The following is a 16491-nucleotide window of genomic DNA, read 5'->3' on the forward strand; positions in this document are numbered from 1 at the left end:
CGACCCTAATCGCTGCCCGCGCCGCCGCCGACTGCCGCGTCGTCGCGACGACCGTCGGGGGTCTCCTTGGTCAGGGCGGTCGACAGTGCCCTGAGGTCCACCGGGTCGGTGCCGGTGTCGTTGACCCGCAGCACGAAGGGCTGGCGCGAGGACTGGCGCACGATGCTGACCGAGGCCGGGTCCACGACGATCCGCTGGAACCGGTCGAGCGGGCTGCCGAGGAACCAGCTGAGCAACGCCTTGATCACGTCGCCGTGGCTGACGGCCGCCCAGACCGCCCCCGGGCCGTGCTCGGCCTCGATCCGCTCGTCCCAGGCCCTGACTGCGCGCACCGCGCGGTCCCGCATCTGCGTCATCGACTCGCTCTCGTAGCGCTCGTGCGGGGGGAACAGCACGGTGCTGGGTCGCTCCTGGACCTCACGCCACAGCGGTTCGTCCGCCAGGTCCTTGAGCCGGCCCCCGGTCCACGCGCCGTAGCGGCACTCCCCGATGTCGTCCTCGAGGTGGCGCGCGGGCCGGGCCCCCGGTTGCGCCCCCTGGATCGCCTCGGCTGTCTGCCGGCACCGCTCGAGCGGGCTGCTCACCACAGCGACCAGTGGCGTCGGCGCCAACCGCTGCCCCAGGCGCTCAGCCTGCTCCCTGCCCTTCTCGTCCAGGTGCACGCCCGGCGTCCACCCGGCAAGGATGCCGTCGGCGTTAGCGGCGGTGCGGCCGTGCCGGACGAGGAGAGCGACGGCCATCAGGTCAGCAGGCCGGCCTGCTCCGCGGCGGCCACACCGGTCTCGAGCGCCGCGATGCGCTCCTCGATCGTCCGGCCGTAGGGCGCCAGCGTCACCGTGGACATCCCGGCCTCCGCATAGCGCGTCAGGCGCTCGGCGATCCGGTCCCGGGGGCCCAACAGGCTGGTGTCGTCGATGAACTGCTGGGGCACCGCCGCGGCCGCTTCGCGGTAGCTCCCGGCCAGGTAGAGGTCCTGCACCTGCGCGGCCGCCTCGTCATACCCCATTCGGACGGCGAGGGCGTTGTAGAAGTTCTGTCGGCGCGAGCCCATCCCGCCGACGTAGAGCGCGGCGTAGGCACGGACGGCGTCGGCAGCCGTCGCCACGTCGTCCTGCACCGAGAGGGGCACCGTGGCATCGAGGTCGAACGGCCGGTCCGGGTCGGAGGACCGCGCCAGTCCCGCGCGGATCGAGGCCACCTGCTCAGCGGTGAACTCCGGGCTGAGGAAGATGCCGAGCCAGCCGTCGGCGATTTCCCCGGCGAGCTCCAGGTTCTTCGGCCCCACGGCGGCGAGATAGATCGGGACGCTGTGGGCGGAGGGCGCGGCCGTGGTGCGCAGGGCCTTGCCCGCGCCGCCGGGCAGCGGGAGCTCGAAGTGCCTGCCGTGGAACTCCACCCGCTGGCGACCCAGGGCCAACCGGACGATCTCGACATACTCCCTGGTCCGCTCCAGCGGCTTGGCGAAGGGCACCCCGTGCCAACCCTCCGAGACCTGCGGTCCGCTGACCCCCAGGCCGAGGTCGAAGCGCCCGTCGGACAGCGAGTTGAGACCCGCGGCGGTCATCGCGGTCATCGCCGGAGTGCGTCCGGGGATCTGAAGGACACCCGCACCGAGGCGGATCCGGGAGGTGCGGGCGCCGACCCACGAGAGCACCGTCACGGCGTCGACGCCGTAGGCCTCGGAGGCCCAGACGACATGCACCCCCAGTTCCTCGGCGCGGTGCACCAGAGCCAGGTGCTCATCGTCGTTGCCGGTCCCCCACCAGCCGCAGTTCAGCCCGAGACGCACGCCCCTAGGCCCTGTCCCGCTCGGCGTCGTCGTCCTGCTCGGCGTCGTCGTCCTGCTCGGCGTCGTCGTCCTGCTCGGCGTCGTCGCCGTCGAGGTCATACTCCTCATCGTCCAGCCCGACGTAGCCGCGACCGCCCTGCCCTTCTTCGGCGATGTCGTCGTCCAGGTCGTCGTCGTCCTCGTCGTCGTCCTCGAGGTCATCGTCGAACTCCTCGAAGTCGTCCTGCTCGACGTCGGACTCCTCGATGATGCTGGCCTCGTCGACGTCGTCCTCGTCCTCGTCGGAGTAGACGTCCAGGGGCGTTACCTCACCGAAGGCGTCGAGCAGCGCGTCGTCGTAGGCCACGAACGCGTCGGCGACCTTGTTGTAGGCCGTGACGACGGCGGGGTCGTTCTCCCCTCGGCGCACGGCGGAGAGCTCCAGGTGGGTCTCGAGGGCGGCCACGAAAGTGGACAGCGCGGCCCGCGGGTCAGACGTCATGGCATGACGGTAGCGAATTTCCCCCTCCGGCGCGCTGGCTAATCCTCAGCCTGACCGGCGCGCCGGGCCAGCAGTTGATTTCTGGGCCGGGCCTGCGCAGTATCTGTCTCGATGGGTGAGTACGAGTACCGCATGCTGACGTTCGGTCGCGACGAGTCCCGTGCTGCCGTGCGGCAGTCCCTGGCCGAGCACGCCGAGTACGGCCACTGGGAGCTGTGGCGGATCAGCCTCTACCTCGGCGGGGTCCGCAAGGCGGTGCTGCGCCGCCGCATCATCCGGGTCCAGCGCACGGCCTGAGGCACGAGGGCTCCGTCAATCCCCCAGCACCACCCGGTGGCCCTCACAGCGCCCGTCCCGCCGCCGCTGACCACCGTCTTCGAGCGCCGTCCGTATCTCACGGCCGACTGCAGTCGGCTCGAAGAACGCCTTCCGGCTCGAAGACGTCCCGCAGCGCTGTCCATCGGCGGTGCCTCGACGTACGGGGGGATCAGCAGTGGACTCCCGTCGACTCCCCACCCGTCACCGGCCTTGAGCAGGTGTTCTTGGCGTTCTTGTCGTCGCGCTCAGCAGTCCTCGATGAGCCGCTGCAGCACCCGGGTGCCGAAGGTGAGGGCGTCAACCGGGACCCGCTCGTCGATGCCGTGGAACATGCCGACGAAGTCCAGGTCGGGCGGCAGCATCAGCGGGGCGAAGCCGTAGCCCTCGATGCCCAGGCGGGACAGGTGCTTGTTGTCGGTGCCACCGGAGAGGCAGTAGGGCAGGACGTGGGCGCCCGGGTCCTCCTTGAGCAGGGCACGCTTCATCGACTCGACCAGCTCACCGCTGGTGGAGGACTCCAGCGCGACGTCCTTGTGGACGATCTCGACCTCGACGTGCTCGCCGGCGAGCTCCCGGACGGTGTCCATCAGCTCGTCCTCGTGACCGGGCAGGAAGCGGCAGTCCAGGGAGGCCGAGGCGGTCTGCGGGATGACGTTGTGCTTGTAGCCCGAGTCCAGCATCGTGAAGTTGGCCGTGTCGCGCAGGGTGCCCTCGACGAAGCCGCGGGCGCCGCCGATGCGCGACAGCATCCCCTCGACATCGTCCTCGTCCCACGAGACCCCGGTGATCCCCGAGATGCCGTCGAAGAGCTCGCGGACCGAGGCGATGTAGGTGCGGGGCCACGGGTGGGCGCTGATCCGGTTGATGGCACAGGCGAGCCGGACCAGGGCGTTGTCCGGGTTGGGGACCGAGCCGTGCCCGGCCCGCCCGTGGGCGTGCAGCCGCAGCCAGGCGATGCCCTTCTCGGCGGTCTGCAGGAGGTAGGCGCGCTCTGGCGCGCCGGTGGCCTTGCCGTCCAGGGTGATCGAGAACCCGCCGACCTCGCTGATCGCCTCGGTGCAGCCCTCGAACCACTCCGGGTGCTGCTCGACGACGTGCCCGGCGCCCTTGACGCCACCGGCCTCCTCGTCGGCGAAGAAGGCCCACACGATGTCACGCGGCGGCTGCTGGCCGGTGCGTGCCAGGTGGCGGAGGTTGGCCAGGAGCATGGCGTCCATGTCCTTCATGTCGACGGCGCCCCGACCCCAGATGCAGCCGTCCTTCTCGACGGCCGCGAACGGGTCGACCTGCCAGTCCTCGGCGGCGGCCGGCACGACGTCGGTGTGCCCGTGGAGCACCAGACCCGGACGGCCGGAGTCCCGGCCCGGGGTGCGGACGACGACGCTGGCCCGGCCCGGGTCGGACTCCGTCAGTTGCGGGTCGAGGCCCACCTCGGTCAGCAGCCCCATGATGTACTCGGCCGCGGCTCGCTCCCCCGGCCCGGTCCCGTCCCCGTAGTTGCTGGTGTCGATCCGGATGAGGTCCTTGCAGATCTGGACGACCTCGTCCTGCGGTGAGGGCACGGTGGTGGCGTCGATGGTCATCCCCCGAGGCTATCCCGCCCCCCGGGGTCTCAGTGGTCCAGGCCGAGGTCCAGCACGGGTGCGCTGTGCGTGATCCAGCCCGCCGACAGCAGGTCCACGCCGGTCTCGGCCAGGGCGGGAGCCGTCTCGGCCGTGATGCGGCCGGACGCCTCGGTCACCATGCGGCCGGCCACGAGGCGGACCGCCTCAGCGGTTGTCTCGGGCGACATATTGTCCAGCAGCACGGCGTCCACCGGGTGCTCCAACAGCTCCTCGAGCTGGTCCAGGCTGTCCACCTCGACCTCGACCGCCACCAGGTGCGGAAGGCTCGCGCGCACCCGGCGGACCGCCTCGGTGACCGAGCCGGCAACCGCGATGTGGTTGTCCTTGACGAGGACCGCGTCGTCCAGCCCGAACCGGTGGTTGATGCCACCACCGGCGCGGACGGCATACTTCTCGACGGTCCGCAGCCCCGGGGTGGTCTTGCGGGTGCAGCAGACCCGCGCCTGGGTGTGGGCGATCGCGGTGGCGATGGTCGCGGTCGCGGTCGCGATGCCCGAGAGGTGGCCGAGGAGGTTCAGGGCCACCCGCTCCGCTGACAGCAGGGAGCGGGCGCTGCCCTCGACACGCGCGACGGCCTCCCCGGGGGCGACCCGGGCGCCGTCGTCGACGAGCGGAGTGAACCGGATCCCGGGGTCGAGCAGGGTGAAGCTCAGGCGGGCGAGGTCGAGGCCGGCAACGGTCCCCTGGTCCCGCGCCGTGATCCGGAAGGCCGCCGTGTCGTCGGCCGGGATCACCGCCGCGGAGGTCAGGTCGCCGGCCCGGCCCAGGTCCTCCTGCAGCGCGGCGCGCACGAGGGGCTCGAGCAGCAGGTCGGGCAGCGCCGTCAGTGTCGCGGGAGGCGCGATGGTGGAGGCACGCCGCGTCCTCGTGGTGCTCAGGCTCATGCGCCAGCTCCGATCAGAGAGGTTTCGGACAGGGAGGACTCGGGCGGGCAGGATTCGGGTGGCAACGCTGTGGAGCGGGCGTCACCACCGGCGAGGGCGGACCACAGCGTCGTCGCAGTATGCCGTGGGGCCGTGTCCTGCGGCGGGTGATCGGTGCGCAGGTGGCCGCCTCTGCTCTCGCACCGCTGGAGCGCGCTCTGGGTGACCAGGAACGCCACGAGCGCCGCGTCGTCGGCTCCGTCGGGATCCTGCGCCACGACGTCATGCAGCAGCCCAGTGAGCCGCGCCAGGTCGGTGCCGGAGCGGATCAGTCCGACCGCGTCGGACATCCGGGCCCGGAGGGCGGGCAGGTCCGGCGCGTCGGCCGGGTGTGCGGCGGCAGGTCCGCCCCGTGGCGCACGGGAGAGCCCGCCCGGCACACGGCTGAGCCGGGGCGCCGGGTCCCTCATGGCCCGGGGTCGTTGACCCAGGTCCTCCGCGACGAGACCACCGAAGACGACTGCCTCAAGCAGGGAGTTGCTGGCCAGCCGGTTGGCACCGTGCAGACCTGTGCTCGACACCTCGCCGACGGCCCACAGGCCGGGCACGGTCGTCCGGCCGCGGGGGTCGACCACGACGCCGCCGCAGTGGTAGTGGGCAGCGGGCCGCACCGGGATCAGCCCGCTCGCAGGGTCGATCCCGGCTCGGTGACAGGCCGCGGCCACGGCGGGGAACCGCTCGCCGAAGCGGGCACCGATCGCCCGGCGGGCGTCGAGGTAGGCCTGACCGTGCCGCGAGGCCTGCCACACCGCCCTGGACACGACGTCGCGTGCCCCGAGCGGATCGTCGGTGAGCGGGCGTCCGGCAGCGTCGACCAAGAGGGCACCCGCCCCCCGGACGGCCTCGCTGACCAGCGGCATCGGATCGAGCCCAACGTCGAGGGCGGTCGGATGGAACTGCACCATCTCCAGGTCGCGCAGCTCGGCGCCCGCGCGGGCGGCCATGGCCAACCCCTGCCCGCGCGACCCGAGGGGGTTGGTCGTGTGCTGCCAGAGTGCTCCGACGCCGCCTGTGGCGAGCACGACCGCGTCGGTCTCGAAGCACACCGGCCGGCCGTCGACGCGGACGTCGACGCCCACGACCTGCTCATCCTCGACGCGCAGCCGCCCGGCCCGGGCACGCTCGACGACGTGGACCGCGGGATGGGACCGGACCGCGGCGACGACGGCGCGCATCACCTCGGCGCCGGTGCCGTCACCCCGGGCGTGGACGATGCGGTGCCGTGCGTGGGCCCCCTCCAGGCCCAGGCGCAGCGTCCCGTCCGGGTGCCGGTCGAACCGCACGCCCAGCGCCGTCAGCCCGTCGATGGCTCCGGGGGCGGCCGCGGTCACCCGGTCCACAGCTTCCGGGTCGCACAGGCCGGCGCCCGCCGCGATGGTGTCCGCCGCGTGCCGGCCGGGGTGGTCGTCGGCACCGACGGCGGCAGCGATGCCACCCTGCGCCCACCCGCTGGCGGTCCCGGCGCCGAGCGGCCCGGCACAGAGCACGGTGACGGGCAGCCCCAGCTCTGCGCACCGCAGCGCGGTGACCAAGCCGGCCAGGCCACCGCCGACGATGACGGGAGTGGTGGGCATGACGGGAGTGGTCGTCACAGCGGGAGTGGTCGTCATACTGCGAGCATCCGCTCCACAGCGGCCCGGGCGCGGTCCGCGACGGTCGGGTCGATCGTCACCTCGTGGGTCATCGTCTCCAGGCTGCGGCGGATCTTGGCCAGGGAGTTGCGCTTCATGTGCGGGCACAGGTTGCACGGTCGGACGAACTCCACCTCCGGGTGCTGGGCCGCGATGTTGTCGCTCATCGAGCACTCCGTGATGAGAGCGACCTGACGGGGCCGCCGGGTGACCACGAAGTCCAGCATCTGCGCCGTGGAGCCGGACAGGTCGGACTCCGCCACCACGTCCGGAGGGCACTCGGGGTGCGCGAGGACCACGGCACCGGGGTGGTCGGCGCGCACGCTGCGGATGTCCTCGGCGGTGAAGCGCTCGTGCACCTCGCAGCGCCCGGGCCAGGTGATGACCTCGACGCCGGTCTGGGCCGCGATGTTCCGCGCCAGGAACTCGTCGGGGATCATGATGACGCGGTCGACGCCCAGCGACTCGATGACCTTCACGGCGTTGCCGGAGGTGCAGCAGATGTCGCTCTCGGCCTTGACGTCGGCGGAGGTGTTGACGTAGGTGACCACCGGCACGCCGGGGTTGGCGGCGCGCAGGGACCGGACGTCCGCCGCGGTGATCGACTCGGCCAGGGAGCAGCCGGCGAGCGGGTCCGGGATGAGGACCGTCTTGGCCGGGTTGAGCAGCTTGGCGGTCTCCGCCATGAAGTGCACACCGGCCAGCACGATGACGTCGGCCTCCACGTTCTGCGCCTCGCGCGCCAGGGCCAGGGAGTCCCCCACGATGTCGGACACGCAGTGGAAGATCTCCGGCGTCTGGTAGTTGTGCGCCAGGACGACGGCGTTGCGCTCCTGCTTGAGTCGCACGATGGCCTCGGCGTTGTCGGCGAAGAACGGCCACTCGACCTCGGGGATGACGTGGCGGACCCGGTCGTAGAGGTGCGCGGTGCGCTCCACCGCCGGGCTGTGCGGCGTGAGTGTGGTCATGGTCGCCTCCGTCTCGATCCTTATGCTTGTGTTGAGCATAGATACGGTCCGAAGGATATATCTCTATCCTGAGCATAACCAAATGTGCAGGTGAGAGGGTCGGCTAAGGCCGTTGGGGTCACTCAGGCCGGTCGCTCGAGCCGGTCCCCGGGCCGGGCCGGCACGTGGGCCGCACGGTCAGCGGGTGCGCGGCAGCTTGGTGCCGGCGACCTGACGCTCGTCCAGCACCGCGCGACGGAAGCGGTACATCCGGGCGGGACGTCCACCGGTCTCGCCGTGCGTCTCGCCTGTGGGCTCCACGAGCTCCTGCTGGGTCACCAGGCGCCGGAAGTTCTGCTTGTGCAGAGCCTGCCCCGCCAGCGCCTCCACGGTCGCCTGCAGCTGTCCCAGCGTGAACGACTCGGGCATGAGCTCGAAGACGACCGGGTGGTACTGGATCTTCGCCCGGAGGCGTGCCAGCCCCGTCGAGAGGATGCGGCGGTGGTCCCCGGCCATCGCCTCCCCCGGCACCACGAGGTCCGCGCTGGCCATCGGAGACTCGGGGATGAGGCCGGCCTCGTACAGCAGCTCGTAGCGCTGGAGCACGAGCTCCGGCGACCAGGCTCGCTCGCCCAGGCCGAAGCAGACGTCTGCGCGCAGGCGCCGCGCCTCGCGCTCAGCGGTGCCGTCACCCTGCCCCACCCATGCACCGAGCCGGGGCTCGATGGCCTCACGGACCAGGCCCTCCCCCGGGCGGTCGTGACGCTGGTCCTCCCAGGGGAAGAAGGAGTACCAGTCCCGCCACGCTTTGCCCGGCCGGTCACCGACAGCGTTGGTCAACCCCAGGTACGAGATCGACACCACGCGACCGCCGGTCGTGGCACGGGCGGGGTCGGCGAAGGTGTAGAGCTGCTCCACATAGCCAAGCCGGTGCCCCGTCTGGTGCTCGACCCAGGCATGGAGCCCGGCCTGCATCGAGTGATGCTCGGTGCGGAGCGGTCCGAACGGCAGGTGCCGTCCCTCGTCCGCCGTCAGCACGACGGGTCGACCCGCCGCGACCGCTGTCACGACCGCCACGAGCTCGGCCCCGACACGTTCGACAGTCACGCGCCCATCATGCCCGATTTGACCAAACGTGCAGTTCTGCATATTATGCAGTTGTGCAAACTTCCGTCTCCCTCCGCGAGCGCAAGCGCACCGACACCTTCCGATCGATCCACGAGGCCGCGGCAGAGCTGGTCCTGGACCGGGGACTGATCACTGTCACCGTCGACGAGATCGTCGAGCGTGCCGGCGTGTCCCAGCGCACCTTCTTCAACTACTTCCCCACCAAGGAAGACGCTGTCGTCGGGTTGCGCACCCCGGAGCTCACCGAGGAGATGCTGGAGTCCTTCCGCACCCAGGTGGGCACCGACCTGCTGAGCAGTGCGGTCCAGCTGCTCGCCGCAGTGATCCGGACCGCGCTGGTCCCCGGGGACGATCCCCTGCGGCGCAAGCAGCTCACCACCGACTATCCAGAGTTGCGCAAGCGATTCATGCTCCGCATCTCAGACGCCGAGCGGCTCGCGCTCCAGGTCATCGAGGACCAGCCCGAGTCGCTCCCCAACAGCCCCGAGTCGGCCCGGGTGCTCATCGCCCTGGCCGGCGCGGTCATCCGCTTCAGCTACCAGTCGCAGCCCGGGTCAGTCACCGCAGACGACCAGTCGACCCTGATCCAGGGCATCGAAACCTTCCGAGAGGTCCTACGTAACACGCTATGACGAACACTGAAACTCCCGCCACGCTGCACCGGGGTCACGAGAAGCGCGACATCCAGCTGCTATTCGCCGGCCTGATGGTCACCATGCTGCTAGCCTCGCTCAACCAGACCGTGCTGTCCACGGCGCTGCCCACCATCGTGGGCGAGCTGCACGGCGTGGACCAGATGCTCTGGGTGATCACCGGCTTCATCCTCGCCTCGACGATCATGATGCCGATCTACGGCAAGGTCAGCGACATGCTCGGCCGCAAGCCGCTGCTGCTGTTCGCCATCACCGTCTTCGTGGCGGGGTCCGTGATGGGCGCCCTGGCCGGTGACATGAACGCGTTGATCGTGGCCCGCGTCGTCCAGGGCATCGGCGGTGGTGGCCTGATGATCCTGAGCCAGGCCGCCATCGCCGACGTCATCCCGGCCCGCGAGCGCGGCAAGTACATGGGGATCATGGGCGGCGTCTTCGCCTTCTCCTCCGTCGCCGGCCCGCTGCTCGGCGGCTGGTTCACCGAGGGCCCCGGCTGGAGGTGGGTCTTCTGGATCGCCGTGCCCCTCGGCATACTGGCGGCCCTGGCGACCATCTTCTTCCTGCCCACCCGTCTGCGGAGCCAGGAGAAGCGGCCCCGGATGGACTACCTCGGCATGATGCTGATGGCCATCGCCACGGCCTCGCTGGTGCTCGTCGGCACCTGGGGCGGGAGCGAGTACGCGTGGACCTCCCCGATGATCCTGGGCCTGGGCGGCACCGCCCTCGTCGCGAGCATCCTGTTCGTGCTCGCCGAGTCCCGCGCCGAGGCCCCGATCATCCCGCTCTACCTCTTCCAGGACCGCAACTTCAACCTGACCACCATCGCGGCGCTCTTCACCGGGGTGGCGATGTTCGGGGCCATCAGCTACCTGCCGACCTACCTGCAGATGTCCACCGGACTCTCCGCCACGATCGTGGGGCTGCTCATGGTGCCGATGATGGGGTCGATGCTGGTCAGCTCCACCGTGTCGGGCCAGCTGGTCACCCGCACGGGCCGCTACAAGCGCTACCCGATCATGGGCTCGAGCCTGCTGGCCCTCGCCCTGGTCCTGCTGTCCACCCTGGAGTGGGACTCCCCCACCTGGCTGGTCTGCGCCTACATGGCGATCATGGGCACCGGCCTCGGCATGAGTATGCAGATCCTCACCCTGATCGTCCAGAACTCCTTCCCGGTGCGTGAGGTGGGCACGGCCACGGCCTCGACCAACTACTTCCGCCAGGTCGGCGCGACGCTGGGCACCGCGGTCGTCGGCAGCATCTTCACCAGCCGCCTGGTGCAGCTGGTGGCCGACAAGGTGCCCACCGGGACCGGGCCGCAGGACGGTGCGCACTCCCTGACGCCGGAGCTGGTCAACCAGATGCCGGATGCCCTGCGGGAGACCATCATCCAGTCCTACAACGAGGCCCTCATCCCGATCTTCCTCTACATGACCCCGCTGGCGATCTGCGCGGCGATCGTGCTGGCGTTCGTCAAGGAGAAGGACCTCTCCACCTCCGTCGAGGACGACATCCCCGCCGAGTCGCTGGCCGAGGGGCAGCTGGCGGTGGGCGCGGCCGCGCGCTGACCCGGCGGACCCTGGCTCGCGGGCCGGTGTCGAGCCTGGGATCGTGGGGCCTGTGAGTGAAGCGCACCCGAGCCCCGAAGCCACCGCTCTCCCACCCCACGCCGGACTGGAGACGACTCCGGGAGAGTGCCCGGTCGTCATACTGGATGACGGCACCTGGGCCGTGCGGGGCCACGCCGACGTGCTGCACGTGGCGACGACGCCCGAGGTCTATTCCAGCGCGGCCCGGCGGCACCTGCACGTGCCTAACGGGATGGACGGGGAGGAGCACCGGCGCTTCCGGGACGTGGTGGACCGCCACCTGGACGACACCCGGATCCTGCCGCTGGCCTCGATGATCACCCAGGTCTGCGACCAGGCGGTGGCCGACCTGCTCGAGCCGGGGACCGTCGTCGAGGTGCTGCACGACTACGGTCGGCAGGTCGCGGTGCGGGTGCAGTGCCGGTGGCTCGGCTGGCCGGAGTCCCTGGAGGGCGAGCTGCTGGACTGGATCGAGGCCAACTTCGCCGCCACCCGCTCCGGGGAGGCCGCGCGCAACGCCGAGGTCGCCGCGTGGTTCGACCGCATCGTCACCGACCTGGTCGACGACCGGCGCCGGCGCCTGGCAGCCGGTGAGGACCTGCCGGAGGACCCGACGACGGGGCTGCTGCACGACACGGTGGCCGACACCGCTGCGCCCGGCGGCCAGCGGCCCCTCACAGACCCCGAGCTGGTCTCGATCCTGCGCAACTGGACCGCGGGCGACCTGGGCTCCATCGCCGCGTGCATCGGCGTCGTGGTCCACCACGTGGCCACCCACCTCGAGGAGCAGGCCCGACTGCGAACCCTGTCCGGTGACGAGGAGCACCACACCGAGGAGCTCGACGCGGCGGTGGACGAGATGCTCCGACTCAACGACCCCTTCCCGTTCAACAAGCGCCGCACGCTGCAGGATGCCGAGCTCGCCGGCTACCGGGTGCCGGCGGGCACCGCCGTGGTCGTGAACTGGACCGCGGCCAACCGGGACGAGCGGGTCTTCCCCGAGCCTGACGCCTACCGACCGGCGGAGCACCGGGCCGACAACATCGTGTATGGCGCAGGGCCGCACATCTGCCCAGGCCGGGTGCTGTCCACCCTCCAGATCCGCGGGGCGCTCGCGGCGCTGCTGCGTGCGACGACCTCCGTCGAGCTCGACCCGGACCGGCCGCCGGAGCGCTATCCGTTCCCGTCGCGGGGCTTCGACACCGTGCCGGTGGTCCTGCGCTAGCCGGACAGATCGGTCGGCCGGATGTCGGCGGTCACCGCTGGGTCCGCCCGGGAGGTCAGTTCTGCACGGCGGCGAAGGCCAGGCAGGCCAGCAGCAGGAAGATGCTCGCCGCCAGGGCGATGCGGGTCAGATACGTATGACGCATGGTTCCTCCTCCCGGTGCCTGCGCGAGTGCCGTGGCCCGGTCACACCCAGTCGAATCGTTCGGTGTGGACACGGTCGCCGGGGACGCCCAGCCCGACGAGCGACTCCTCCACGGCCTTGAGCATCGGCACGGGCCCGCACGCGAAGTATTGGAACCGACGGTAGCCGTCGGGCAGGTGCCGGGCCATGATCTGCGCGTCGAGGTAGCCAACCTCCCCCTCCCATCCCGGCGGGGGGTTCTCCAGCACGTAGACGACGCGGAGGTCGAGGCGTTCCCGGAGCGCCTCGATCCGCTCGTGCAGGATGATGCTGTCCTGGTCGCGGGCGCCGACGAACAGCACGACGGGACGGGCGTCGGACCGGTCGGCGAGGGTCTCCACCATGCTCAGCGCCGGGGCGACCCCGACGCCACCGGCCACCAGGCCGTAGCCCGCTCCCTCGGCGTGGTCGATGCTGAAGACGCCGTGCGGGCCGTCCAGGTGGACGACGGTCCCCGGCTGCGCCTCCGCCACGCTCGAGGTGAAGTCCCCGATCGCCTTGATGGCCATCGACACCTCATCGGACCGTTCGGCGCTGGAACTGAAGGAGAAGGGGTGCGAGGTGATCAGGAATGGCGAGCGGCCGATCGAGATCCACGCGAACTGACCGGGGGCGAACTGCATCCCGTCGTGGCCCTGGGGCCGCAGGGTGATCACCGTCGTCCGGTCCGCCTCGGGCCGCGCCTCGTGGATCACCCACGGCCGGCGACGCAGCCGCAGCGGACGGATGACGCGGACCCACAGCAGCACCCAGACGAAGGCCGCCGCCATCACGACCCAGAGAGCACGCTTCCACGCCGTGTCGACGTAGTGGTCAACGAGCAGCACGTGCACCACCGCCGCCACCACGGCGACGACGGCGAGGACAGCGTGCAGCACCTGCCACCACTCGTAGCTCAGGCGCAGCCGGCGCCGCCACACCGAGGTCACGATGAGCAGGAGCAAGGCCGCCACCGCGACACCACCGACCACCACCAGGGGCGGCGTGTCGCTCGGGGTGAAGGGGTTGGCCTGGCTCCAGTCCGCCGACAGCGCCACGTGGACGAGGACGAAGATGAGGCCCGTCGTCCCGATGTAGCGGTGGAAGTCGATCACCGCATCGGTCCCGAACGGCTCTGCGATCTGCCGGACCCGGGCGACCAGTGCGAACTCGACCCCCATCAGCGCCAGCCCGACGAAGCCGAGAGCGACCGAGAAGTCGGTCCAGAAGCCCTGCCCGGGCTGGCTCGCACCCACCAGCGCGAAGACGAGCGGGGCCACGCAGACGCCGATGAAGATCGCAATCCACGACATGCCTCGGACGACGCTGGTCATCGTGCTCCCTTCGGCCCGGTCACCGTGTTCGACGCGGGGCGACGTGGGCAAGCACTCGTGACCACATCGGGACGATGAGATCGTGCCCCCCGTCGGGAACCATCTCCAGGCGTGCGTCCGGTAGCGCGCGTTGCCACTGGCGACCGGTCCGTGACCCGGTCTGTGGATCCCGGGCGCCGAAGAGAAGAAGCGTCTTGGCTGCCACCATGGTGAGGTCGAGGCTATCGGAGTCCTCCACGTAGGGAACCGAAGCGAGGACGAGCCTCGGGATCTGAGGGTTGTCTGCGGCCATCTCGAGCGCCTCGAGCCCGGCAGTAGACCACCCGACGATGCCGATGGTCGAGTCATCGGGAACGTCCACGAGCCGGACCCGCCGCCGCTCCGTCTCCTCCGGGTCGGGGTCGAGGAAGAGGCCCCCACCTGGCACGCGAACGACGACGGTGGCAGGGCTGTCCGACATGACCGAAGGGTCCCAGCGGTGGGTGCCGCTGTCAACGAAGTGGACCTGATTCGTCAGTCACCTTCCCAGCGGTCTGCTGCGTACCCACCATCCGTGTCGACGGTCGGGAACCGGTCACCTTTCAGGCCAGATTGGGGCAGCGTTCTCGGGTGCGGGACGACACTGAACTCATGTCCAAGACTCGTGTCGTCGCGGACCATCGCATCATGGGCGGCGTGCCCTGCGTGCGCGGCACCCGGATACCGGTCGCCACCATCGTCGGGCTCTTGGCACAAGGCCGCACTGTGGAACAGATCCTCTCCGACTACCCCCAGCTCGTCGCCGACGACGTGCAGGCCAGCCTGGAGTTCGCCGCCCTCGCCGTCAGCGAACGGCAGGTCCCTCTGCGCACCACAGCGTGAGATTTCTGCTGGACGAGTGCCTCAGCACCCGCCTGACCGGCAGCACCCCAGCCCTGTGCATGCTGTACCGACCGGCCTAACCCCTCCCGGAAGCGTGCTGGAGTCAGACGAGGCAGACGCACCGAGCCCGCGCAGCCACGCTGCTACTGATGTGAGCCGAGGGACCTGTTCACAGGAGTGTTCGGAGGGTACGGTCACGGCTATATGGATGTCAGTGCACCCGACCTAGCGAGGAGGAATCGAGCCCATGCCAGAGCATGAGAAGACGTCAGAGGCACCACGGCCTGACGACGCCGGAACTCACTCTCCGTCTGATCCAGGCGTGGTGAGTCCGACTGACCCGAACCCTGTCGACGGGCAGAGTCTGGGCTTGCCGTTCAACCGGGAAACATGGCTGGGAGTCGACGACGTGAGCACCCCCATCCCGTTCGAGGAGGTCGTCGGCCAAACGCATGCCTACAGCGGCGAGGCAACGCCCCCACCGCACGAGGCGTTCTATCTCGACTCCGATTAGGTATCCCGCGTCCACAGTATCTGGCGGCCCCAACGTTGGCCGGGGGCGATGAACTCCAGACAGGCGCGCTCCTCGAAACCATTCACGGCGGGGCGAATTCAATCGGACTGACGCGCCCATCTAAAACCCGGCAGGCGTGCGAGCTGGCCGCGGCAAAGTCGGACGTGGACTGCCGGACGCTTAGAGAGTGTCGGTGTCCCCCACTACCCTCTTGCTCATGGACTGGGCGACGGTGTTGTCACTAGCTTCCGCGGGGCTCGGGGTCGCGGCACTTGCGGTGGGAGTCCCCGCACTTGTGTGGGCTCGGCGAGCAGAGCAACGGGCTAGGGAACGGCACAACGTTCAGTGGACCGTGTGGTGGTGCGATTCAGGGCAGCTACACGTGAAGAACGTGGGTAAGCACGCGGCGCGACACGTCGTGATGCAGGTGGAACCAAGTCACGGCCAGGCCGAGGATCAGAGCGCCGAAATCGTCGACGCTGGCCATATGCTCACGTTCGAGATTCCTGAGCTTACAGACCCGCTGGCAGACGGATTCGCGCACGTAAACATCGACTGGGAAACGGATCACGGCACAGTCCGTTCGACGTGTCAGACACTCGAGCGCGTAGATACACGGGTGTAGCTCGTGGAGGCGTTCGCCCAGAAGACGGAGATTCAGCACTCTTGGTGGTCGCCATCAGGGCTGAGACAGGAGAACTGAATGCCCTACGACGACGCCCCCGAGACTCCCATCTCACGGGAGGACGCCGTAGCTGGTGTACGCGCGTACATCGCCGAACGACGGTCTGCGGGCGTGATGATGGCGGAAGCGTTCACCAGCATCGAACTGATCGAAGGAGTCCTTACTACCACCTGGAACGAGGACGCAGTAGGCAAGGAGAAGAGCGAAGTGCTGCTGGAGCTCAACCCCTTCGAGAACCTAGCCACGTTCATCGGTACCCCGTTGGCCTTCGAGAATGAACAGGGACGTCAGATCCGACAGCACGTCCACGCGGTATCCGTCGTCGGGCCCTTCGGCGTCGGCACCTTGACAACTCAGGAGATCTACCAACGCGCGACAGGGCTTCCCTAGACAGCCTCGGGGACCTCCGCAACGCCGTTGATGCAGCAGACATCCCAGGTTTTGAGCGTGCGGCCACGCTCAGCGGCAAGACCGGACGAGCGTAGCCGTCCTCCACGCGGCAAATCCGGTCGTGGCGATCGGGCGGACCGGCGGCCGTCCGTGCAAAGATCCGGCTGTGAGGAACACCAGGGTGCGAGCCACCGTAGTGATGACCCTCGTAGTCGTTACGGGCTCTGTGGCCCTGTTCGTCG

The 16491-nt window shown here is 69.9% G+C and carries 17 protein-coding genes; 6 read left to right on the forward strand and 11 right to left on the reverse strand.

Translation table 11 applies throughout. The annotated features are described in order from the left end of the window. Positions 1 to 5: 5 nt before the first annotated feature. The 3 genes from MWU75_RS14055 to MWU75_RS14065 are packed head-to-tail and all read right to left on the reverse strand — an operon-like array spanning position 6 to position 2270. Complete coding sequence (locus tag MWU75_RS14055; protein WP_247091844.1) at positions 6 to 740, reverse strand: MSMEG_4193 family putative phosphomutase; 735 nt, start codon at positions 738 to 740, stop codon at positions 6 to 8. Continuing rightward, entirely contained in the window at positions 740 to 1789 is a 1050-nt protein-coding gene (locus tag MWU75_RS14060) for an LLM class F420-dependent oxidoreductase (protein ID WP_247091846.1), read from the reverse strand. The genes MWU75_RS14055 and MWU75_RS14060 overlap by 1 nt, the downstream gene beginning before the upstream one ends. A gap of 4 nt (positions 1790 to 1793) precedes the next feature. Next, on the reverse strand, positions 1794 to 2270 hold the full coding sequence (locus MWU75_RS14065) for a hypothetical protein (protein WP_247091849.1): 477 nt from the start codon (positions 2268 to 2270) through the stop codon (positions 1794 to 1796). 111 nt (positions 2271 to 2381) lie between these two features. Here MWU75_RS14065 and MWU75_RS14070 point away from each other — a divergent pair, with 111 nt between their 5' ends. Next, positions 2382 to 2567 carry a DUF5703 family protein gene (locus MWU75_RS14070; RefSeq protein WP_247091851.1) on the forward strand — a complete coding sequence of 62 codons (186 nt, stop codon included), beginning with the start codon at positions 2382 to 2384 and terminating at the stop codon, positions 2565 to 2567. 266 nt (positions 2568 to 2833) lie between these two features. Here the strand turns inward: MWU75_RS14070 and MWU75_RS14075 are convergent, their stop codons facing one another. From MWU75_RS14075 to MWU75_RS14095, 5 genes are all read right to left on the reverse strand, one after another. Further along, positions 2834 to 4171, reverse strand: a complete 1338-nt coding sequence (locus tag MWU75_RS14075; protein WP_247091853.1) for a M20/M25/M40 family metallo-hydrolase — start codon at positions 4169 to 4171, stop codon at positions 2834 to 2836. A 29-nt stretch (positions 4172 to 4200) separates the two neighbouring features. Beyond that, the gene (gene nadC, locus MWU75_RS14080) at positions 4201 to 5097 is read right to left on the reverse strand and encodes a carboxylating nicotinate-nucleotide diphosphorylase (protein ID WP_247091855.1); all 897 of its coding nucleotides are present in this window, start codon (positions 5095 to 5097) and stop codon (positions 4201 to 4203) included. Continuing rightward, positions 5094 to 6746, reverse strand: a complete 1653-nt coding sequence (locus MWU75_RS14085; RefSeq protein ID WP_247091857.1) for an L-aspartate oxidase — start codon at positions 6744 to 6746, stop codon at positions 5094 to 5096. Before MWU75_RS14085 ends, nadC begins: the two co-directional genes overlap by 4 nt. Continuing rightward, positions 6743 to 7735 carry a quinolinate synthase NadA gene (gene nadA / locus MWU75_RS14090; protein WP_247091859.1) on the reverse strand — a complete coding sequence of 331 codons (993 nt, stop codon included), beginning with the start codon at positions 7733 to 7735 and terminating at the stop codon, positions 6743 to 6745. Before nadA ends, MWU75_RS14085 begins: the two co-directional genes overlap by 4 nt. 177 nt (positions 7736 to 7912) lie before the next feature. Continuing rightward, positions 7913 to 8821 carry a hypothetical protein gene (locus MWU75_RS14095; RefSeq protein WP_247091861.1) on the reverse strand — a complete coding sequence of 303 codons (909 nt, stop codon included), beginning with the start codon at positions 8819 to 8821 and terminating at the stop codon, positions 7913 to 7915. A gap of 53 nt (positions 8822 to 8874) precedes the next feature. Between MWU75_RS14095 and MWU75_RS14100 the strand changes: the two genes are divergently transcribed. From MWU75_RS14100 to MWU75_RS14110, 3 genes are read left to right on the forward strand one after another with little or no spacing between them, the layout of a single operon-like run. Next, the gene (locus MWU75_RS14100; protein ID WP_247091863.1) at positions 8875 to 9474 is read left to right on the forward strand and encodes a TetR family transcriptional regulator; all 600 of its coding nucleotides are present in this window, start codon (positions 8875 to 8877) and stop codon (positions 9472 to 9474) included. After that, positions 9471 to 11057 carry an MDR family MFS transporter gene (locus tag MWU75_RS14105; protein WP_247091865.1) on the forward strand — a complete coding sequence of 529 codons (1587 nt, stop codon included), beginning with the start codon at positions 9471 to 9473 and terminating at the stop codon, positions 11055 to 11057. The genes MWU75_RS14100 and MWU75_RS14105 overlap by 4 nt, the downstream gene beginning before the upstream one ends. A gap of 52 nt (positions 11058 to 11109) precedes the next feature. Next, positions 11110 to 12303 (forward strand): cytochrome P450, encoded by a 1194-nt coding sequence (locus tag MWU75_RS14110; RefSeq protein ID WP_247091867.1) that lies wholly within the window; start codon positions 11110 to 11112, stop codon positions 12301 to 12303. 185 nt (positions 12304 to 12488) lie between these two features. Here the strand turns inward: MWU75_RS14110 and MWU75_RS14115 are convergent, their stop codons facing one another. Together MWU75_RS14115 and MWU75_RS14120 are read right to left on the reverse strand one after the other, a co-directional pair. Then, positions 12489 to 13799: a ferredoxin reductase family protein gene (locus MWU75_RS14115; RefSeq protein WP_247091869.1), complete on the reverse strand. Its 1311-nt coding sequence runs from the start codon at positions 13797 to 13799 to the stop codon at positions 12489 to 12491. Between the two features lie 19 nt (positions 13800 to 13818). Next, the gene (locus MWU75_RS14120; protein WP_247091871.1) at positions 13819 to 14259 is read right to left on the reverse strand and encodes an alpha/beta hydrolase; all 441 of its coding nucleotides are present in this window, start codon (positions 14257 to 14259) and stop codon (positions 13819 to 13821) included. A 170-nt stretch (positions 14260 to 14429) separates the two neighbouring features. On the opposite strand from MWU75_RS14120, the gene MWU75_RS14125 reads away from it, so the two are divergent. Further along, positions 14430 to 14660: a DUF433 domain-containing protein gene (locus MWU75_RS14125; RefSeq protein ID WP_247091873.1), complete on the forward strand. Its 231-nt coding sequence runs from the start codon at positions 14430 to 14432 to the stop codon at positions 14658 to 14660. Positions 14661 to 15550: 890 nt separating this feature from the next. On the opposite strand, the gene MWU75_RS14130 is transcribed toward MWU75_RS14125, so the two are convergent. Next, positions 15551 to 15745: a hypothetical protein gene (locus MWU75_RS14130; RefSeq protein ID WP_247091875.1), complete on the reverse strand. Its 195-nt coding sequence runs from the start codon at positions 15743 to 15745 to the stop codon at positions 15551 to 15553. A 132-nt stretch (positions 15746 to 15877) separates the two neighbouring features. On the opposite strand from MWU75_RS14130, the gene MWU75_RS14135 reads away from it, so the two are divergent. After that, the gene (locus MWU75_RS14135; RefSeq protein ID WP_247091883.1) at positions 15878 to 16249 is read left to right on the forward strand and encodes a hypothetical protein; all 372 of its coding nucleotides are present in this window, start codon (positions 15878 to 15880) and stop codon (positions 16247 to 16249) included. The last annotated feature ends 242 nt before the right edge of the window (positions 16250 to 16491 follow it).

The organism is Ornithinimicrobium sp. F0845, assembly GCF_023015765.1.
GTDB lineage: Bacteria > Actinomycetota > Actinomycetes > Actinomycetales > Dermatophilaceae > Ornithinicoccus.

Coding starts and splice junctions, on each gene's coding strand:
- MWU75_RS14055 (WP_247091844.1), bottom strand. CDS start 740: ATGGCCGTCGCTCTCCTCGTCCGGCACGGCCGCACCGCCGCTAACGCC.
- MWU75_RS14065 (WP_247091849.1), bottom strand. CDS start 2,270: ATGACGTCTGACCCGCGGGCCGCGCTGTCCACTTTCGTGGCCGCCCTC.
- MWU75_RS14070 (WP_247091851.1), top strand. CDS start 2,382: ATGGGTGAGTACGAGTACCGCATGCTGACGTTCGGTCGCGACGAGTCC.
- MWU75_RS14075 (WP_247091853.1), bottom strand. CDS start 4,171: ATGACCATCGACGCCACCACCGTGCCCTCACCGCAGGACGAGGTCGTC.
- nadC (WP_247091855.1), bottom strand. CDS start 5,097: ATGAGCCTGAGCACCACGAGGACGCGGCGTGCCTCCACCATCGCGCCT.
- MWU75_RS14085 (WP_247091857.1), bottom strand. CDS start 6,746: ATGACGACCACTCCCGCTGTGACGACCACTCCCGTCATGCCCACCACT.
- nadA (WP_247091859.1), bottom strand. CDS start 7,735: ATGACCACACTCACGCCGCACAGCCCGGCGGTGGAGCGCACCGCGCAC.
- MWU75_RS14105 (WP_247091865.1), top strand. CDS start 9,471: ATGACGAACACTGAAACTCCCGCCACGCTGCACCGGGGTCACGAGAAG.
- MWU75_RS14115 (WP_247091869.1), bottom strand. CDS start 13,799: ATGACCAGCGTCGTCCGAGGCATGTCGTGGATTGCGATCTTCATCGGC.
- MWU75_RS14120 (WP_247091871.1), bottom strand. CDS start 14,259: ATGTCGGACAGCCCTGCCACCGTCGTCGTTCGCGTGCCAGGTGGGGGC.
- MWU75_RS14125 (WP_247091873.1), top strand. CDS start 14,430: ATGTCCAAGACTCGTGTCGTCGCGGACCATCGCATCATGGGCGGCGTG.
- MWU75_RS14135 (WP_247091883.1), top strand. CDS start 15,878: ATGCCCTACGACGACGCCCCCGAGACTCCCATCTCACGGGAGGACGCC.